The organism is Acinetobacter kookii, from assembly GCF_900096895.1.
Lineage (GTDB): Bacteria > Pseudomonadota > Gammaproteobacteria > Pseudomonadales > Moraxellaceae > Acinetobacter > Acinetobacter kookii.
Window position 1 is genome coordinate 75,646 of record NZ_FMYO01000004.1, and the last position, 17,208, is coordinate 92,853.

The 17,208-nt window shown below is 44.2% G+C and carries 16 protein-coding genes and 1 pseudogene; 1 reads left to right on the forward strand and 16 read right to left on the reverse strand.

Annotated features, from left to right (window positions below):
• Positions 1-75: 75 nt before the first annotated feature.
• The 11 genes and pseudogenes from BLP85_RS07900 to BLP85_RS07950 form a co-directional block, all read right to left on the reverse strand.
• Positions 76-1,155: an ArsO family NAD(P)H-dependent flavin-containing monooxygenase gene (locus BLP85_RS07900; protein ID WP_092819572.1), complete on the reverse strand. Its 1,080-nt coding sequence runs from the start codon at positions 1,153-1,155 to the stop codon at positions 76-78.
• A gap of 97 nt (positions 1,156-1,252) precedes the next feature.
• A complete protein-coding gene (arsH, locus tag BLP85_RS07905; RefSeq protein ID WP_092819573.1) occupies positions 1,253-1,957 on the reverse strand; it encodes an arsenical resistance protein ArsH in 705 nt (234 codons plus the stop codon).
• Between the two features lie 9 nt (positions 1,958-1,966).
• Positions 1,967-3,007, reverse strand: a complete 1,041-nt coding sequence (gene arsB / locus BLP85_RS07910) for an ACR3 family arsenite efflux transporter (protein WP_092819574.1) — start codon at positions 3,005-3,007, stop codon at positions 1,967-1,969.
• A gap of 11 nt (positions 3,008-3,018) precedes the next feature.
• Entirely contained in the window at positions 3,019-3,489 is a 471-nt protein-coding gene (locus BLP85_RS07915; protein WP_092819575.1) for an arsenate reductase ArsC, read from the reverse strand.
• Positions 3,490-3,495: 6 nt separating this feature from the next.
• A complete protein-coding gene (locus tag BLP85_RS07920; RefSeq protein WP_092819576.1) occupies positions 3,496-3,816 on the reverse strand; it encodes a metalloregulator ArsR/SmtB family transcription factor in 321 nt (106 codons plus the stop codon).
• A gap of 194 nt (positions 3,817-4,010) precedes the next feature.
• Positions 4,011-4,250, reverse strand: coding sequence for a thioredoxin family protein (locus tag BLP85_RS07925; RefSeq protein ID WP_092819577.1), 240 nt, complete (start codon positions 4,248-4,250; stop codon positions 4,011-4,013).
• Between the two features lie 19 nt (positions 4,251-4,269).
• Positions 4,270-5,292 carry a permease gene (locus BLP85_RS07930; protein WP_092819578.1) on the reverse strand — a complete coding sequence of 341 codons (1,023 nt, stop codon included), beginning with the start codon at positions 5,290-5,292 and terminating at the stop codon, positions 4,270-4,272.
• A 294-nt stretch (positions 5,293-5,586) separates the two neighbouring features.
• Positions 5,587-6,021, reverse strand: coding sequence for an arsenate reductase (glutaredoxin) (arsC, locus tag BLP85_RS07935; protein WP_092819579.1), 435 nt, complete (start codon positions 6,019-6,021; stop codon positions 5,587-5,589).
• A gap of 326 nt (positions 6,022-6,347) precedes the next feature.
• Positions 6,348-8,528, reverse strand: a complete 2,181-nt coding sequence (locus BLP85_RS07940; protein WP_092819580.1) for a TonB-dependent siderophore receptor — start codon at positions 8,526-8,528, stop codon at positions 6,348-6,350.
• Between the two features lie 407 nt (positions 8,529-8,935).
• Positions 8,936-9,493, reverse strand: coding sequence for a hypothetical protein (locus BLP85_RS07945; protein ID WP_092819581.1), 558 nt, complete (start codon positions 9,491-9,493; stop codon positions 8,936-8,938).
• Between the two features lie 224 nt (positions 9,494-9,717).
• Positions 9,718-10,558: pseudogene (locus tag BLP85_RS07950) on the reverse strand (IS982 family transposase).
• Positions 10,559-11,081: 523 nt separating this feature from the next.
• Between BLP85_RS07950 and BLP85_RS07955 the strand changes: the two are divergent.
• On the forward strand, positions 11,082-11,579 hold the full coding sequence (locus tag BLP85_RS07955) for a macro domain-containing protein (protein ID WP_092819582.1): 498 nt from the start codon (positions 11,082-11,084) through the stop codon (positions 11,577-11,579).
• A 122-nt stretch (positions 11,580-11,701) separates the two neighbouring features.
• Here the strand turns inward: BLP85_RS07955 and ribA are convergent, their stop codons facing one another.
• From ribA to BLP85_RS07980, 5 genes are all read right to left on the reverse strand, one after another.
• Complete coding sequence (ribA, locus tag BLP85_RS07960; protein ID WP_092819583.1) at positions 11,702-12,304, reverse strand: GTP cyclohydrolase II; 603 nt, start codon at positions 12,302-12,304, stop codon at positions 11,702-11,704.
• A gap of 503 nt (positions 12,305-12,807) precedes the next feature.
• Positions 12,808-13,617: an SDR family oxidoreductase gene (locus tag BLP85_RS07965; protein ID WP_092819584.1), complete on the reverse strand. Its 810-nt coding sequence runs from the start codon at positions 13,615-13,617 to the stop codon at positions 12,808-12,810.
• A 48-nt stretch (positions 13,618-13,665) separates the two neighbouring features.
• Entirely contained in the window at positions 13,666-14,517 is an 852-nt protein-coding gene (locus tag BLP85_RS07970) for a TauD/TfdA family dioxygenase (RefSeq protein ID WP_092819585.1), read from the reverse strand.
• A gap of 66 nt (positions 14,518-14,583) precedes the next feature.
• Positions 14,584-16,095: an AMP-binding protein gene (locus BLP85_RS07975; RefSeq protein ID WP_092819586.1), complete on the reverse strand. Its 1,512-nt coding sequence runs from the start codon at positions 16,093-16,095 to the stop codon at positions 14,584-14,586.
• Positions 16,096-16,125: 30 nt separating this feature from the next.
• Positions 16,126-16,860, reverse strand: a complete 735-nt coding sequence (locus BLP85_RS07980; protein WP_228143269.1) for a thermostable hemolysin — start codon at positions 16,858-16,860, stop codon at positions 16,126-16,128.
• Between the last annotated feature and the right edge of the window lie 348 nt (positions 16,861-17,208).

A 17,208-nucleotide genomic window follows, 5' to 3' on the forward strand; every position in this document is an offset into this window, starting at 1 on the left:
TAATTGTTTAGGGCTGATAGTAGGCAGATTTTATATGTACCCAATCTGCTCTACTTTGGGACAGGATTAAATATCTTAGGCTAGAAATACAGCAATATCTTCCGCTACGGCCCTCGCTGTACGGGAAACTCCGACCAGCGTTGCCGAAGCAGCACCGGTCCACTCCCCATAGCCCAGCAGCCATAAATTCGGCACCTGAACCGAACGGCAGTTATGAACCGCAATGGTCTGGTCCGGCTGGATAATTCCAAGGCTGTTCAGATGATTCAGTGCCGCCTTAAATCCGGTACACCAGATCACCGCATCCACCTGTTGAGCAGATCCATCCTCCCAGATCACGCCATGTTCTGTAAACGCCGAAAATGGACGCTTGCTCTGTAAAACGCCCCGCTCACGTGCCGCTTTGACTGAATCAATCATGACAATATCGCCCAGCCCACCAATCGGCTGCTCGATGCTTCTCCCTTCCTGCTGGGCTTTCAGGCGCTCGGTTGCCCTTAAGAACAGGACACGGCCGTCGACATCATCCGCCAGAAACTGCGGTGGTGTCTGGGTAATCCACAGCGTTTCGGCAAACAGAGATACTTCTGCCAGAATTTGTGCACCAGAATTTCCGCCGCCCACCACCATGACTTTTTTGCCCTTGAAGGGTTCGGCATTCAGATAATCTGCCGAATGCAGTTGCATACCCTGAAAATGTTCACGACCGGCATATTCGGGAATAAAGGGTTGACTCCATGTTCCCGTGGCGCTCACCACTGCTTTGGCTTTCCAGCATCGTTCTCCGGCATAGACCTCTAAATACTGGCCCTTGTTTTCTACACGATCCACATGCACGGGACGGACCACGGGAAAGTGATAGCGCTGTTCATAAGCCGTCAAATAGTCGATTACTTCGTTACGGGTCGGATAGGTCTGTTCGGTCGCCGGCATCATCCAGCCTGACAGCGAACTCCAGCTGTTCGGGGAGAAAAGACGCAAGGACTCCCAGGCATGCCGCCAGGCACCTCCAGGCTGAGACTGATCATCCAGCAGGATAAACGGAATGTTCTTGCGCTTTAAAAAATAGGCCATGGACAAACCTGCCTGTCCAGCACCAATGATGATCACTTCCGTTACAGTCTGTGTTGCGTCCAAAACCTTTTCCCCTTGCATTTTTCTGGTGTTCTTCAGGCCGAATCCCGCTTTTGCAGCAGGTTCCAGCCTATTTATCTTATTGATAGGACAGCATGAGTCAAAAATAAACCCTGTTTTACAAACTGCGCTGATTGACCCGTTTGGAGAGCTCTTCAGCCGATTCCTTGCGTTCCGAATAACGGTTGGTCAGATAAGCACTTTGCCCACGGGTCAGCAAGGTAAACTTATACAGCTCTTCCATGACATCGACAATCCGGTCATATAAAGATGACGGTTTCATGCGCCCCTCTTCATCAAATTCCAAAAAGGCCTTGGGAATGGAAGACTGGTTCGGAATCGTGATCATACGCATCCAGCGCCCCAGAATCCGCATCTGGTTCACGCTATTAAAAGATTGCGAGCCGCCGCTGACCTGCATCAGTGCCAGGGTTTTGCCCTGCGTGGCACGAATGGCTCCCGCCGCCAGTGGAATCCAGTCAATCTGAGCCTTGAAGATCGAACTCATCGAACCGTGCCGCTCCGGTGAACACCACACCATGCCTTCGGACCAGGCCAGCAGTTCATGCAGTTCCTTGACTTTAGGATGTTGAAAATCGCCATCTTCAGGCAAAGGTAAACCTTTGGGATGAAAGATTTTGACCTCACAGCCAAAGCGTTCCAGAATACGGCCGGCTTCCATCACCGCCAGACGGCTGTACGAGCGCTCGCGGTTCGAGCCATACAGCAATAACATCCGTGGTGGATGGTCGAGTTCTTTGGCCTGTACCTCGGCAAAGGTCGGCGTCGGTAAAAGATCAGATTCAAGATTTGGGAGGGTCATCTCTGCCTCTTAAGAATTAGGGTAATATTTTTTCTTCAGCCACAAGGATACGCTGACCAGCGCAATCAGCACCGGCACTTCCACCAAAGGCCCAATAATGGTGGTAAAAGCGATGGGTGAAGCCAGACCAAAGGTGGCAATCGCAACCGCCAGCGCCAACTCAAAGTTATTGCCCGCCGCGGTAAAAGAAATTGCGGTGGTTTTCGGATAATCATTGCCCATCCATTTGCTCATAAAGAAGCTGACAAAGAACATCAGCACAAAATAGACCGTCAATGGAATCGCGATGCGCAACACATCCATCGGCAAACTCAGCACATCGCCGCCTTTCAAGCTAAACATGGCTACAATGGTGAACAGTAAGGCCAGTAAGCTGAGCGGGCCAATTTTCGGTAAAAACCGGGTTTGATACCAGTCCAGCCCTTTGGCTTTGACCAAAGACAGACGGGTCAGGAAGCCCATCAGGAAAGGAATGCCCAGATAGATGAGGACGGCATTGGCAATGGTCCAGAAATCTACATTAATCACATGACCTTCTACCCCAAAAAATGGCGGCAAATAAGTCAGGAAGAACCATGCATAACTACTAAAGAACAGAATCTGGAAAATACTGTTAAACGCCACCAGTGCCGCAGCATACTGGTTATCACCACATGCCAGACCGTTCCAGATCAGCACCATGGCAATACAGCGCGCCAAACCGATCAGGATCAGGCCGGTCATATATTCCGGATAATCGCTCAGGAATACAATTGCCAGCACAAACATCAGGACCGGGGCAATCAGCCAGTTCTGGATCAAGGACAAGGCCAGGGTTTTTTTATCCTGAAACACTTGCGGCAATGTTGCGTAGTCCACTTTCGCCAACGGCGGATACATCATCAGGATCAGGCCAATTGCAATCGGCAAATTGACCGAATTGACGCTCATGGCATCCAGCGCCGTTGATGCTTGTGGAAACACCACCCCAATCGCAACCCCCAAAGCCATGGCTACAAAGATCCACAGAGTCAGGTTACGATCTAAAAAGGACAATCCGGATTTAGACATGATCGGCTCGATTAAAGATGGGAAATTTGATTGATGCTGGCAATGAGCTCCGGACGACTCATTTTTTCGGTATCCAAGGCAAATAAGGCATCCAGGCGTTTATTGATGTGATCCACCGTGGTCAGGAAGGCCTGTAATTTTTCTTCTTTGGGTAAATCCAGATGTGAAGGATCAGACAAGCCCCAGTGTGCCTTGATCGCTCCACCCAGATACAATGGACACGCTTCCTGTGCCGCTGCATCACACACGGTAATCACGACGTCTGGCTGGTACTGTTCACAGGCATCAATGGTTTTGCTGGACAGGCCATCAGTCGATAAGCCCAGGTTGTGTAAGGTTTCCAGCGTCAACGGATGTACCTGGCCGGAAGGTTTGCTGCCGGCACTGTAAGCAACCCAGCCTTCAGGTGCACGACTATTGAACAAAACTTCAGACAGAATGCTGCGGCAACTGTTCCCCGTGCATAAAAACAAAAATTTCATGAAAATTTACTCGCAATGGCTCTGAATCGTTAGCGTGGTAGAATTAAATAAAACCGGAACTTCACTACGTTTCAGCACGTCCAGAATTTCAAAACACCAGGCCGGTAATTGCGGATTGATGCTGTAATACACCCACTGGCTTTGCCGGCGATCGTTGAGCAAACCGCAAGACCGTAACAAGGCCAGGTGCCGTGAAATTTTCGGTTGGCTTAACTGGAGTTTATCGGTCAGTTCGCAGACGCACTGCTCTTTGTTTTCTGCAATCAGCAGGACAATACTGAGACGCGTTTCATCCGATAAACATTTAAAAAACTGAACGTGGTCCATAGTTGCTCCCATTCTATTATTCGAATATACACATATCCATATATATAGTAAAGACGACCTGTCAAAAATTGTCGCCAAATCGGCATCGAGCGACCAGAAAACATTAAATTTAAAAAAATGCCCACTTTTTCCAGGCTAGAAGAAAACCTGTGACTTAAACCACCGGTTTTCTTCCTACAGCTGCAATTTTGAAACTATTTATTTTTCTCGATCAGTTCTGCTATGGCTTGCGCTTCCAGAACCTTACCACTCGAAACGATTTTATTGTCAATTATTAGCCCCGGAGTGCTTAATAGTCCTGTCTCAGCAATCTGCATCATATCCGTAACATACTCAATGTCTGCTTGCACACCGCTGCTTTTCACCGCTTCTTCAGTTGCAGCCAACAGTGCTTTACATTTACGGCAACCTGTACCTAAAACTTTAATTTGCATATTTTATTCTCCACACGTTTTATAAAAACCAGTTACCCAAAGTGTTCAGGCTATAGCCAATAATCAAGATACCCACAAAAATGATCGCAACAAACAGGCTCAATAAGCGGGTTTTGACCACTTGCTTTAACAAAATCAGGGATGGCAGGGAAAGTGCGGTGACGGCCATCATAAACGCCAATACCGTACCCAGCCCCACGCCTTTCGCCACCAAAGCTTCCGCTATCGGCAGGGTTCCAAAGATATCTGCGTACATCGGTATGCCTACGATGGTAGCAATCAATACAGAATACCAGTGTTCCTGACCAAGCAAGGTACTAATCCACTGTTCAGGAATCCAGTTATGAATCGCCGCGCCAATCCCTACGCCAATCAATACATACATCCAGACCTTGCTAAAAATTTCCACTACCTGTTCCCAGGCAAATGCACGCCGTTCTTTCACGGTCATACTGAAATCTTCATCTTCTCCCTGAGTCGCCTGATGATGGGTTACAAACTCCGCCACATACTTTTCCATTTTCAGGTAGCTAATCAAGGAGCCACCCAATACTGCCAGCACCAAACCAAGCAGTACATAGATCATGGCGATTTTCCAGTTAAAAATACTGGCCAATAAAATAATCGAAGCCAGATCGACTAATGGAGATGAAATCAGAAATGAAAAGGTCACCCCCACAGGCAGTCCGGCACGGGTAAAACCGATAAACAGCGGAATGGAAGAACAGGAGCAAAATGGCGTAATGGTGCCGAGTAAGGCCCCCATGATATTGGCTTTGATTCCGGTCATCCGGCCTAAAATCTGCCGGGTACGTTCAGGCGGGAAATAACTCTGAATATAAGACAATGAATAGATCAGAACCGAAAGCAGAATAAAGATCTTGATGACATCATAGATAAAGAAGTGAATACTGCCGCCGAGCCGGGTCGCGACCGATAAACCGAAGATATTTTCGACCAGCCAGCGTACCCCATCCGAGAGCCAGGTCATTTTAAGCAGCGCATCATTGAGCCAGGCAAAAATTGCAATTATGCTTTCCATTTAAAGCTCCTGGTTTGGGCGGGAAAATAGCGCCTGGGATGAAGTCAGGTCGATGGACTCATGCACAGATTTTTCACCCCGCACAACATTCCCCACACTGTCGCATCTGCAAGAGATGAAGACAGCTGATATCCGTTAAAACCGGATACGGGGAAACTGCCTGCTGATGATCTAATTATCTTATGCATCAAGGACCTATTGCATTCAGTATGTAAATTATATTGATCATCGTCAATGTGTTTTTCACATAAAAAGGCTCCAACCTGGTTGGAGCTTTTTGGTATTGATGGGGCATTATTTCAGCCGGTTGCCCTGCTCATCAATAATCACTTCACCATCTTCTTTGGCAAAGGCTTTTAATTGCGGTAAAGGCAGAATATCCAGCACCACTTCTGAGGGACGGCATAAGCGGGTTCCAAGCTCCGTCACCACCAACGGGCGGTTGATCAGAATCGGATGCTCTAACATGGCATCAAGCAGTTTCTCATCGCTCCAGCTGGCATCATCCAGGTTCAGCTCGGTATAAGGATCGACATTTTTACGCAAGACTTCACGAACCGTTAAACCGGCGTCCTGAATCATGTTGACCAGCTGCTCTTTCGAAGGTGGGTTCACCAGATATTCAATCACTTCTGGCTCAATGCCCGCATTGCGAATTAACGCCAGTGTATTCCTTGACGTGCCACAGGCCGGGTTATGATAAATCTGGACTTTAGGCATTTGATTCATGAACTTTCCCCTATAAATGAATCCTAGCTTTATATATGAATATACGGATATTCGCAATATGAAATATATGAGTTTGTAGCTTTCACCTGATAACCTAAGCCCACAATCATTTGATACCACTTCCCAGTGTAGCCATCTCATGGCTAAATAGTGGATCAGGTCATAGTCAGCTGTACCTCATAAGTGGCAGCAGGTTTGACTCAAACAGGTTTTACCAGATACATACAGTTAACGAACTTCTGACGAGTAGTAAAAAGATAGCCAAAATAAAAAACTGCCTGAGCGAAACGCTTAGACAGTTTTCTATAGCAAAATCTAAAGTCAAATTAGAAATTTACAGTCCATGACAGCTGTGCTGTACGTGGTGCCCCCAGGAACAAATAGTCATCGCCGAAGAAACTGCCCGCATCTCGCCAGTATTTCTTATTGAACAGGTTATCAATGTTAAAGCGCAGCATATTGTCATAGCCATAAGCCCGGAAGTTATAACTTGTACCTGCATCAAATACGGTATAACCAGGTACTTTCACGGTGCCTGTTTTGTTGGCATATTTGCTGCTGCTGTACTGCATGCCGGCCAATAAACGCCATCCTTCCACTTGTGGCACCTGATAAGACAGATGACTGGCGAAACGGACAGTGGGTACATTTTGAGTTTGATGACCCTGATACTCAGCTGTTTGTATTCCTGTGAGACGTGAACGTGTGAGCGCCAAACTGGACATCACATCTAGATGCTGATCAACGCGCCCTTGTAAACCCAGTTCCAGACCCAGGTTATGCTGTTCACCATCCGAGACATAGTCACTTGCAGTATTGGTATATTGGTTGTCTTGGGTTAAATCAAACACTGCCGCGGTAAAGAGTAGCTTCTGCCACTGCTGCTTAATCCCCAATTCATACTGGGTGGAATGTAGGGGGGCTAAAGTTGCAAAAGCATTGTTGGCATACCACGGAGCCTGCCCACCGTCACTCAAACCTTTGGCATATGACGCATACAGATGGGTATGTTCCCCCGGCTGATACATTAAGGCCAGCTGCGGCAGGAAGCGGTTCAAATCGGTATCCCGGATGTTGTTGCCATTGGCATTATAAGCACTTTCATTGACATGCAAGAGTTTGCCACCGACCAAAACGGTCCACGCCTCATTGAAATCAATCTGGTCGAGTAAGTTCAAGGCCTTATGCTGGCTGTCCAATGATTTGTAATGATTGCCTAAAGTTTTATCACTTGGTGTGTAGGTAATCGGGTCAGTATAAATATTTCCTGTCGATTCAAAATCATCTGTTACAGGCAAGTTGATGGCATCATATTGTGCATGCCGTTTATAGGTCTGTGACAGTTCCAGGCTGAGAGTATGTTGCCATGTACCAGTGTTGAACTGACCATTTAATCCTGCTTTAAACTGATTGGTCAGATAGCTGTCATTCGGACTGCGGAAATCATAAATATCATAGGTGCCATTTTGGTCAAAGCTATTGCCTAAACCTGAGTATTGGCAAATGCTACTATAAGAGCAACCCCACGGGAATGCTGAATAATCATCCACCACCACACGGCTTTGCGAAGCAGCCAGATTAGCTGTCCAGTTGTCATTGATCTGGTGAATATATTTTAACCCGGTATTCAAGCTTTGATTGGTCACCGGTTGGCTCCAGCTTTGATAGCCCAGCAAACGGTCCCATTCAACACCCGTGGGTACCGTTTTACCATCCAGCAACTGATAGCCGGGTACGGAGCGTTGACGTTGGCGCTGGGATTCAATATCAAATTCCAGTTTTGAACGATCCGAGATTTTCCAGTCTAAAGCCAAAGCACCAAACACACGCTTGCCATCGGCATGTTCAACATAAGGATGAATCTCTTCATGCGCCAAATTGACTCGATAACCAAACTGTTGATCTATTCCAAGGAAACCGCCCAAGTCCGTTGCCACGCGGTTGCCGCCATGACTGTCGGCTTCAACAGTAAGTGAGTGAATGTCTTGGGGGCGTTTGGTCACATAGTTCACCACACCGCCCGGCGTTGCCATGCCACTTTGAAGTGCACTAATGCCTTTTAAAATTTCGACCTGTTCTTTGTTTTCAAGCGCCACATTTTGCTCACCGCGCAGCAAGTGACCATTGACTAAATAGCTTGAACCCAGATTTAAGGCAAAACCGCGCATGATAAAGTTCGGATAATAGCCAATCGGGGCATAACCATCCCCGACTGCAGCGTCATTTTTAACCACATCTGTCAGGGTTTTTGCATGCTGATCCGCGATACGTTCGGCTGTGATTGTGCTGATTGATGCAGGAATTTCAGCCAGGTTTTGCTGGCTAAAACTGTATAAATTCACCTGGGGTTGGTCATAGGCCGTTTCAGCCGTCACTGTGAGCGTTGCCAGTTGCGGGATCTCATTCCCATTTGCAGCATGCACCCACACCGGGCTTAAGCCTAGACATGAAAATGAACCCGCAGTGAGTAATGCTTTATGTAAATGAGAAAATGAATACGTTTTCACAGTAGTTGTCCAACCCCAAAAGATAATCTTACAGCATGCATTTTTCGGGCATGAGTATTCACAATTTTCTCAGATTGAACAAGCATTTCTACCACATATCCGAGATTTTTTTATTATGGTTCCGATACGGCTTTTTATATCAGGATTTCTGGGTTGGGTTTATCGGGCCAGTATTCAAATTTAAACCGCGACTTGGGTGAAAGGTCTACCTCATTTTAGCTGATTGAATACCGCCATACCTGCATATACCTAAGACCTGATTTGAGAACACTGAATCGCCTCGGGCCAAGTTTGATTTTGGCCTTTTTTTCTATTGATTGTGTTTTGATTGGACCTGGCATTAAATCACAAGGACGGTATTGCTTAGCCTGTGCCTTTTATTCAAAGACAACAGGCTATGCGTTTTATTAAAGCCTGCGCTGTAAATCTAAATGATTCAGCTTACTATACTGCTGCTGCATATCATTAAATGCGTCAGAAAAACCAATTAATGAAACTTCATTCACAACCGGTTTAGCATTATGAGATACATTAAACTCGGTTTTTACCTCAAAGCCACGCTTGAACTGATCTATAATGGCTTGAGCGTCACGGTATAAACCCTCACGCGCCTGCAAAACACTATTATTGTCTACTTTAAGTAGTGTAATAGAATTTTTTGCATGGTTTATGCCAACACTTAAGCTGTAAGAATCGTTCATACGCATTACCGTAATATGGTTTTTACGCATTGTGCAAATTTTAGTATTTTCACTACTCTTTACCCAGCATTGAATATCCCAGCTTGCACGTCCCAATAACCGATTTTCAGATTTTTCAAGAGAGTCATTTATATGCTGATAATCTACCTGTTGTATTAAATAGCCCAACCGATCATTCTTCATGCTTATAGTTGCAGCTCCTGCTGCATTTGCAATCGTTAAACCTAAAACTGCCCCAAACAAAATATAAGTATTATTTAACATTAGTCTATATAAAAAGCTAAATTCAGCACACTATAGCAAGCTTTTAGCATTTCACATCTTATACATTAATTTTATTTACTAAATTAAAAATCCATGATCCATTATTTTTATATTATCCATTGTCTTGTCAATGTATGAGATTTTAAGCTAGCGTTCAGATGAAGAGGCTATCTTTTTAATTTTAAACTTTTAAACTTTTAAACTAAAGATAACCCGAATCCTGTTTAAGCCAATGCTTCACTAACTTTGATCATTGGCTTATTTTTATGGCAGAGCTGATAAGCACACAAAGTTGCATAAATACCTGCCAAATAGCCTTCAAGGCTTCTCGCTTTAGTCGTCACTAAATGATATTGACCTTTCAGTAAACTAAATAAAGTTTCTATTTTATTCCGCTGCTTTAAATTGTATTCATCTGCTTTGGATAAACCAACAGCTTGCATGTTTTTACGATGATATGTAATTAAATCAATACCTTTGTTCTTCAACTTGGATTTCAATTCGTGACTGATGTATCCACGATCCGCATAGAGTTTTGCTTTTAATCCGTCTACCAACTGTTCAACCATTTTAATATCTGCTGTATGCCCATTGGATAAAGCTGTACGGACAATCTCTCCTGGTTGATTCATGATTAAATGCAGCTTACAGCCATAGAACCAGCCCATAGAGCTCTTGCCTCTAGATGCAATTTTAGCTAAAGATTTATGTCGCTGAATGCGTTGATTTTTACATACTGGAAGTGTGGTTGAATCAACCCATAAATAAGCGTTTTGCTGATCTTTCATCAAAGCAAAATGCAAAGCATGTAATGCTAATTGATGTGATTGAATCAGATGAATCATGCGTTGGTAACAAGGTAGGCTTTTAAATAAATGACTATTATCTTGTCTTAAAGATGCAAAGAATGCTTTAAAGTTGTTGAAATGTGAACATTTATACCAAATGGCAATAAAGACGATTTCAGAAAGGCTCAATACGGATGAGCGCACTCTTAAGCGTTTTTTTTCCTTGTTTTAGAAAATTCCAATAAGTTGATTCAAATTTTTGAAAGAAATCATCAATTGCTCAGAATAAAGTAATAAAATCAAACATGGTGACTAGAGTTGTGAGTTTGGTGTGGTAACTCAACTGATGGCTCTAGTCATCTTTTTTTCAAGTCAATTTCTTATCCGAGATTCGGGTTAAAGATAATACCTTATAAATATAGATTTCAGAATTTAAACCAATCAGCAAGGTTTCGTAACCGCCTTATTTCCATAAAATAAAATTTTAGAAGAGGTGATATATAAAAGATCTCTTTCATAAATCAAAAATTAAGCTACTTGTTGTTGATTATTTGTACCGTAGAATTTTTAACATTCATGCATAATTTTTAGATGAAATACATCGACTCAAAACAGCTTTCTGAAACACAGCTTAAGCGATTACGAGCATCTCATGGTCAACGTTTTATTTAATGGTTGAGCAATTGCATAAGCATGTTCTAGCTAAATGCTAGACTACCCAAATCACGCCTGGAGGATTAGATTCTGCTTTGTCTAGGATACTAGGAGCAGTCCAGTCCATTAAAACAGGAGTCACATCTATGATTTATGAAGTATCTGGAGATATTTTACTCAGTGATGCCCAAGCGATTGCTCACGGTGTTGCCCCCAATGATAACTTCGCTACAGGTCTCGCTTTAAGTCTGCGTGAGCACTGGCCAGCCTTGTATAAAGACTTCCGTAATTACTGCCATATTTATCATCCTAAGATTGGAGAGCAATGGACATGGGTGAATGCTGAAGGTCAACGTATCGTAAACTTGATGACACAAGAAGCAGCTTATGACAACGGTTTAAAACCAGGCAAGGCGTCTATCGAATATGTAAACCGTAGCCTAAAAAACTTAAAAGATTTAATTGAACAAGAGAAAATTGAAAGTCTGGCATTACCTCGCCTTGCCACAGAAGCTGGCAGTTTAGATGGGGAAGATGGACGCCCACTCATCTATACACACTTAGCAGATCTAGATATCCCTGTTTATATCTATACCTTGTACCCAAAAGGGGATAAACGGATGAATCATTCATATAAGTGCTAAGCTGTGGTTGCTGAAAGCTTTGTCTAGGCAAAGCTTCCTCGAATACAGTCAAAATCAGAATTTATGTAATCCTCATCGAATTTGCACAAGACGACAAGAAGAATTGAGAGGCTTAAGTTAGGCTAAAAATCACTGTTTTCATACAGATGCGCCATACGCTTCTGTTTTGTTTCTAAATACGCCTGATTAAAATGATTTAAGCCTACCGTCAAGGGAACGCGGTTAACCACATTAATGCCTAAATCGGTCAATGCCCTGATTTTAAGTGGATTATTTGTAATCAACCGGACATCTTTAATTTGTAGGTAATCCAGCATAATACTACACATGTCATACTGCCGTGCATCTGCTGGTAAGTTTAACAACAGATTGGCATCCAGCGTATCATGACCTTGATCTTGCAGTGCATATGCCCGGATTTTATTGGTCAATCCTATTCCACGACCTTCCTGACGTAGGTACAAGATCACCCCTTGCCCTGCGTCGTTAATCATTTTCATGGTTGCATGTAATTGTGGTCCACAATCACATTTTAATGAACCAAAAGCGTCCCCTGTGAGACACTCTGAATGCATTCTGACTAATACGGGTTTTACAGGAGCCGTTTCTAATCCTTGAGCAAGAGCAATATGTTCTTCACCCGTGGTCGGATCTTGAAATGCTATAATCTCAAAATTACCAAAAGCAGTTGGTAATTTAGATTTAGAAACAAATTGTATCACCACTGATTCATCCAATTAAATTTTAAGAGCCAGTAAAAACACTGTTCATCAAAAAATAAAAGATTGGTCATATCTATTAAATTAAGACGGGTTCAGTATTTTCGTATCTTCGAAATATTATATTCCAGATTTGATCATAGTGATTTTAAAGTGAATTTTATGTGAATCCCGAGAACATCCTGTTCGCATTTTTAAACCGCTCTAGACCAGCACACAAAAACCACGGATTGAATGCTTGCCCCCTGTCAGCGTATCTGCTGTCAATGAGCATAACCTGTCTACTTTTGTCCAGAGCGTTTTGCAGTCAGTCTAGCTGATATATTCCAACACCTACTGCATCATACTTTTGGTCCCTGCTTTGCCCTCACTCAGTCAGCACAGCTTGTCAAAGTTGAATATTAAGTCGTCTAATCCCAAACCAAAATTTAAGCAGGCTTTAAATCAAGCCTGTGACCGTACACCAAGAGAGCCCAAATAAAGACTTCATATCCAACGGCATTAAAACCTCATCCCCTTTTTTGTTTGTCTGCATATTGGTAAATAGTATCCAGATCTTTCTGAAGAGAATTGGCCACGATATTTGGCAAGACCTGATTGACCTTGACGAAGATTTTTTCAGGATAGCCGACCTGATAGAACTGACAGTCTTTCTGCAGGAATTGATAAAATTCCTGGGCTACAAATTCTGGCGTATCAATATTCGTACCCAGCCGGATATTCATTTCAACTACATCAGGATTGTTCATTTCGGTATTGGTGGCCCGCGGCGAGAAATAGCGGAATTTGATCGGGGTCTTGCTGTATTCCCGTGCCAGTGCTTCAGTCGCACCGCGCAGGGCAAACTTACTGGCACAATAGCTGACATAGCCCGGATAGCCAATGCTACCTAAAGTAGAGCCGATATGAATGATCTGGCTCGGCTGAGTTTTTGACATCAACGGAATGATGCCTTGGAGCAATTGTAACGGATAGACCACATTGATCAGCATCATCTGTTCCATGGTGTCTTGTGACTGCTGAGAGAACAGGCTGAAATCGTTAATGCCGGCATTGTTGATATAGTAGTGAATCGGGGTATTCAGCGCGGCCAGCGCATGAATCAGCTCGTCGCGGCTGTACTGCTCGGTCAGGTCACAGCGTATTAACTGCAGTTGTAACTGCGGATAGCACTGTGCCAGATTATCGCGCAACTTGTGCAAAGCCTGCTCATTGCGTCCGACCAGAACCAGATTCAGCCCGTTTTGTCCAAGAATATTGGCAATGGCCTGACCGATGCCACCAGTTGCGCCTAGAATAACTGCTGTTAAATTAGCCATAGATCATTTCTCTTTCTATTAAGTTTTTAATGTGAGTTCATATTGGTTTTAAAAAGCAGGATTGAGACCCAGCCCCATACAGATATACAGTTTACGCTCCTCAAGTGGCACCGTTATTTCACGTCGGCCGTGCATAAAACGTTTGTTGTCGATAATCACCAGATCACCATCCTGCCAGTCAATTTCCGAGGTCTGGGCCTCACAGCGTTCGGCCAGTTCAGCCAGCAAGTCCTGACTGATTTCTGAACCATCAGCAAAATAAAAACGGGGTTTTTCGTAATTATAAGAAGGTCCCAGCAATGTGTTGGCAAAGGCCGTAATCCCCTTGAGATTGTCATGACGAACCATATTCATGCTTAAATGGTATTGCACGCCTTCATCATGTGCGGGGCTAATGCGCTGTCCGGGAACCATCTGGATAAAGCTTTCCAGTTCCTGCTGTCCGACCTGCTCTGCATTTTCAATATTCAAGACTGTAGCCACGTACTTCTGCCAGATCGGCTTGGGTAAATAACGGCTGATGGTCATCGACTCGGAAAATTTCTGCTTGAGGAAGTCTGGCAGATTTTTCCAGACTTCATGCCCATCACATAAGGTGGTCTGCGAACCGCGTGAAGCACTTTTTTCACTGAAAAAGGCGATGATGTCAGGTGGTAGCGGGGTGCTGCCATTTTCAATATGCAGCCCCATGGCCTGGGTACCGGCATCGACTTTCTGGGACTGGCGAGTGATGTTTTCCCGAGCTGGATCATAGGTCAGCCGCTGGCATAGACTATTCATGAGTTCACTAAAAGATGTCACGTCATAGTGTTCATGTCTCAACAAGACCCAACCCTGTTCTATCAGACGCTGTTTGATCTGTGCATGGCTTGTATTTAAAACCTGTTGTGCAATATTCATGGGTTTACTCTCTGATGCTGTATATGCTTCTGTAGTTATGGTTGGCATGTACAGAAAATATCTGGGTTAATGCGTTATCAATTCAGCCTGAAAATGCAGCTGGATCTGCTGCCTGCGCAGCTTGCCGTTATCGGTCAGCATTTGGTTACTCAGGGAAAATGGCTCGGGAGCACGACACCAGTGTTTGATCTGGGCATAATCCGGCATGCGGGTGTTGGCCCGCTGAATTGCTGCTGCCAGCTGCTGGTCGGGTGTAGAATCGGCGGCATAAATCACGGCCGACAGATATGGCTGTGCCTCCCCGAAAATGGCAATCTGCTGGATTTCCGGTTCGGTGAGACTGTTGGACTCCACCCATTCCGGGGAAATATTGCGTCCAAAACTGCTGACAATGATCTGCTTGATGCGCCCGGTAATGTATAAATAGCCATCTTCATCAAAATAGCCGGCATCGCCGGTATGAATATAGGGAGTGGCTACCAAATCATTGACATAACCCAGCATGGCATTGCCTTTGACCACCACTTCGCTGTTAGCCGCAATCTCAACCTCGACATGCGGCAGAACACGACCCACACTACCAATCCGCCGTGCACCCGGCAGATTCAGACTAACCACCGAGGCACACTCGGACAGGCCATACCCCTCATAGACCGGGAGTTTTAGCTGCTGGCACTGTTGAAGCAAATTAGCAGATACTTTCCCGCCACCGACTGCAATAAATTTCAGCGTACTGAAACCTGTACTGCCGTATTTAGCGCTATATTCCGCAACAGCTTTCAACATTTGCGGCAGTAAAATCACACTTTCAATTTGATAAGTCTGTACAGCATTCACAAAATGCTGTACATCAAAAATATGATTAGAGACCAGACCAAACTGGCTCACCTCACCTACCACTACGGCGCGTCCCATGCTTAGTGCAACATAAATGCCGGCAATATTTTCCAGTAAAGTGGCAAATGGAATCAGGCACAGATGCCGTCCAAGCTGGCTGCTGACCAGTGCCTGACTCAGTGAATGAGTAATCGACTCAATAGTGTCTTCTGCCAGACATACCCCTTTCGGCGTTCCAGTACTGCCCGAGGTATAGGTAATTTTTGCCAGCTGCCGGGATTGGCAAGGAAGTAAGCTATGGTGCGGTGTTTGAGACTGAGCTAAACGAAAAAACTGAGCATGCATATCGACAGATACAGAAACCTCATGCTTGCCTATTGCATCAACTAACTCCATTAGCCACTGCGGCGTATCCCCTGTCTTTTCACTTGCCAAGCAAAGCAGATCTGCCTGACTGTCTTGTAGCAGATGACGAACCTGTTCTGGAGTAAAAAACAAGGGAATAGGAATTACAGTTACACCAGCTAACTGGGCAGCGAGATCAATGATAATCCAATCCACACTATTCACACCCCAGAGTGCCAGGCGTTGAATCTTTAGCTGCATTAACTCGGCATGAAGCTGTTCAAGCTGATTTTTCAGCTCGACATAGTTAAGCCTATCCCTATCAGTAACAATCGCTTCACGTCCCGGATCCTGCTTGGCATAGGCTGAAATAGCCTTAAACAAATGACTCATCATTTTAAAATTCCGTATATCTACAAAGACGAACTACTGATCAATTGATTCAGAAAAAATGTAAAACTGCTGAGTAACCTGCAATGCTGCAGCTACATCAATGGCAAGCACATAAGGTTTCTGCTGGTAATAACTGCCCCATTGAAGTTTCGCTTTGCCCAACACTTCCGGGTCAGCTTTTTCAATGACATGAAACTGCAACCCCATTTTTTGCAATACATAACGAACTGCTGCAGTTCCGGTACACACAGCCCAATCAATATTTTTTTTCGATAGATGAAACACCAGAAAAGCCACCATCAGTTTGGCTTTTTCCATATCCAAAGCTGCCAAATTGCCAATTTCAACAATCTGTGATCTTTGCACCGGTACATTACTTAATTGCGTGAGTATCTGCTCAATCGGCGCATCCAGATACCGTTCAAGAAAAGCATCGACCGCGCTTAAATGCTCCATGCCGATCACGACCTGCATCTCTACCCCGACATAACCAGCAAACAGGGTCGAAGAAAACTCACAGACCGAGGCCTGATGGACTTGGCGGTATTTCTCACGAATAAAGTTTTCCAATATGTTCCGTTCAGGGATTTCGCTTCGTTGCACGGTTTTCACCATGAGGCGAAGTGATGAATTTTTTAAGACCACAACAGGAAAAGCTGGATGATTTTTTTGTTCTAAAAGTTTTTGATTATTGATGTTTTTTTTAAATTTTAATTGATGGATATTGCGATCCAGATAGTAGGTTTTACTAAATGAACGATCATCCAAATTGAATTTCCTCATTCTCTTTTCACCACACATAAACAGCTTGGTGATCACATTAGGCCTGTAAACTTAAAAAACACTTAACACTATCGAAGGCGTATTTTTAAGCAATTTCAGGCTTAATAAGTTGAGCTAAAGAAAATGAATAAGGGTGAAATTAAAGTGGATTATGCCTCGCGAAATCAGCGCTTATCTTTTATTTTTAAACGGGTAATTTAAATCTCAATGATCCTATTTTTATCACTTAACGTTTTGTTCTTCCTGATTTATTAAGTAAAAAATCAGGCATCTGTAAACCAACAATCGGAGCTTAAATTACTCTAAATTACGTAGAAGGTGACGACATCTTTG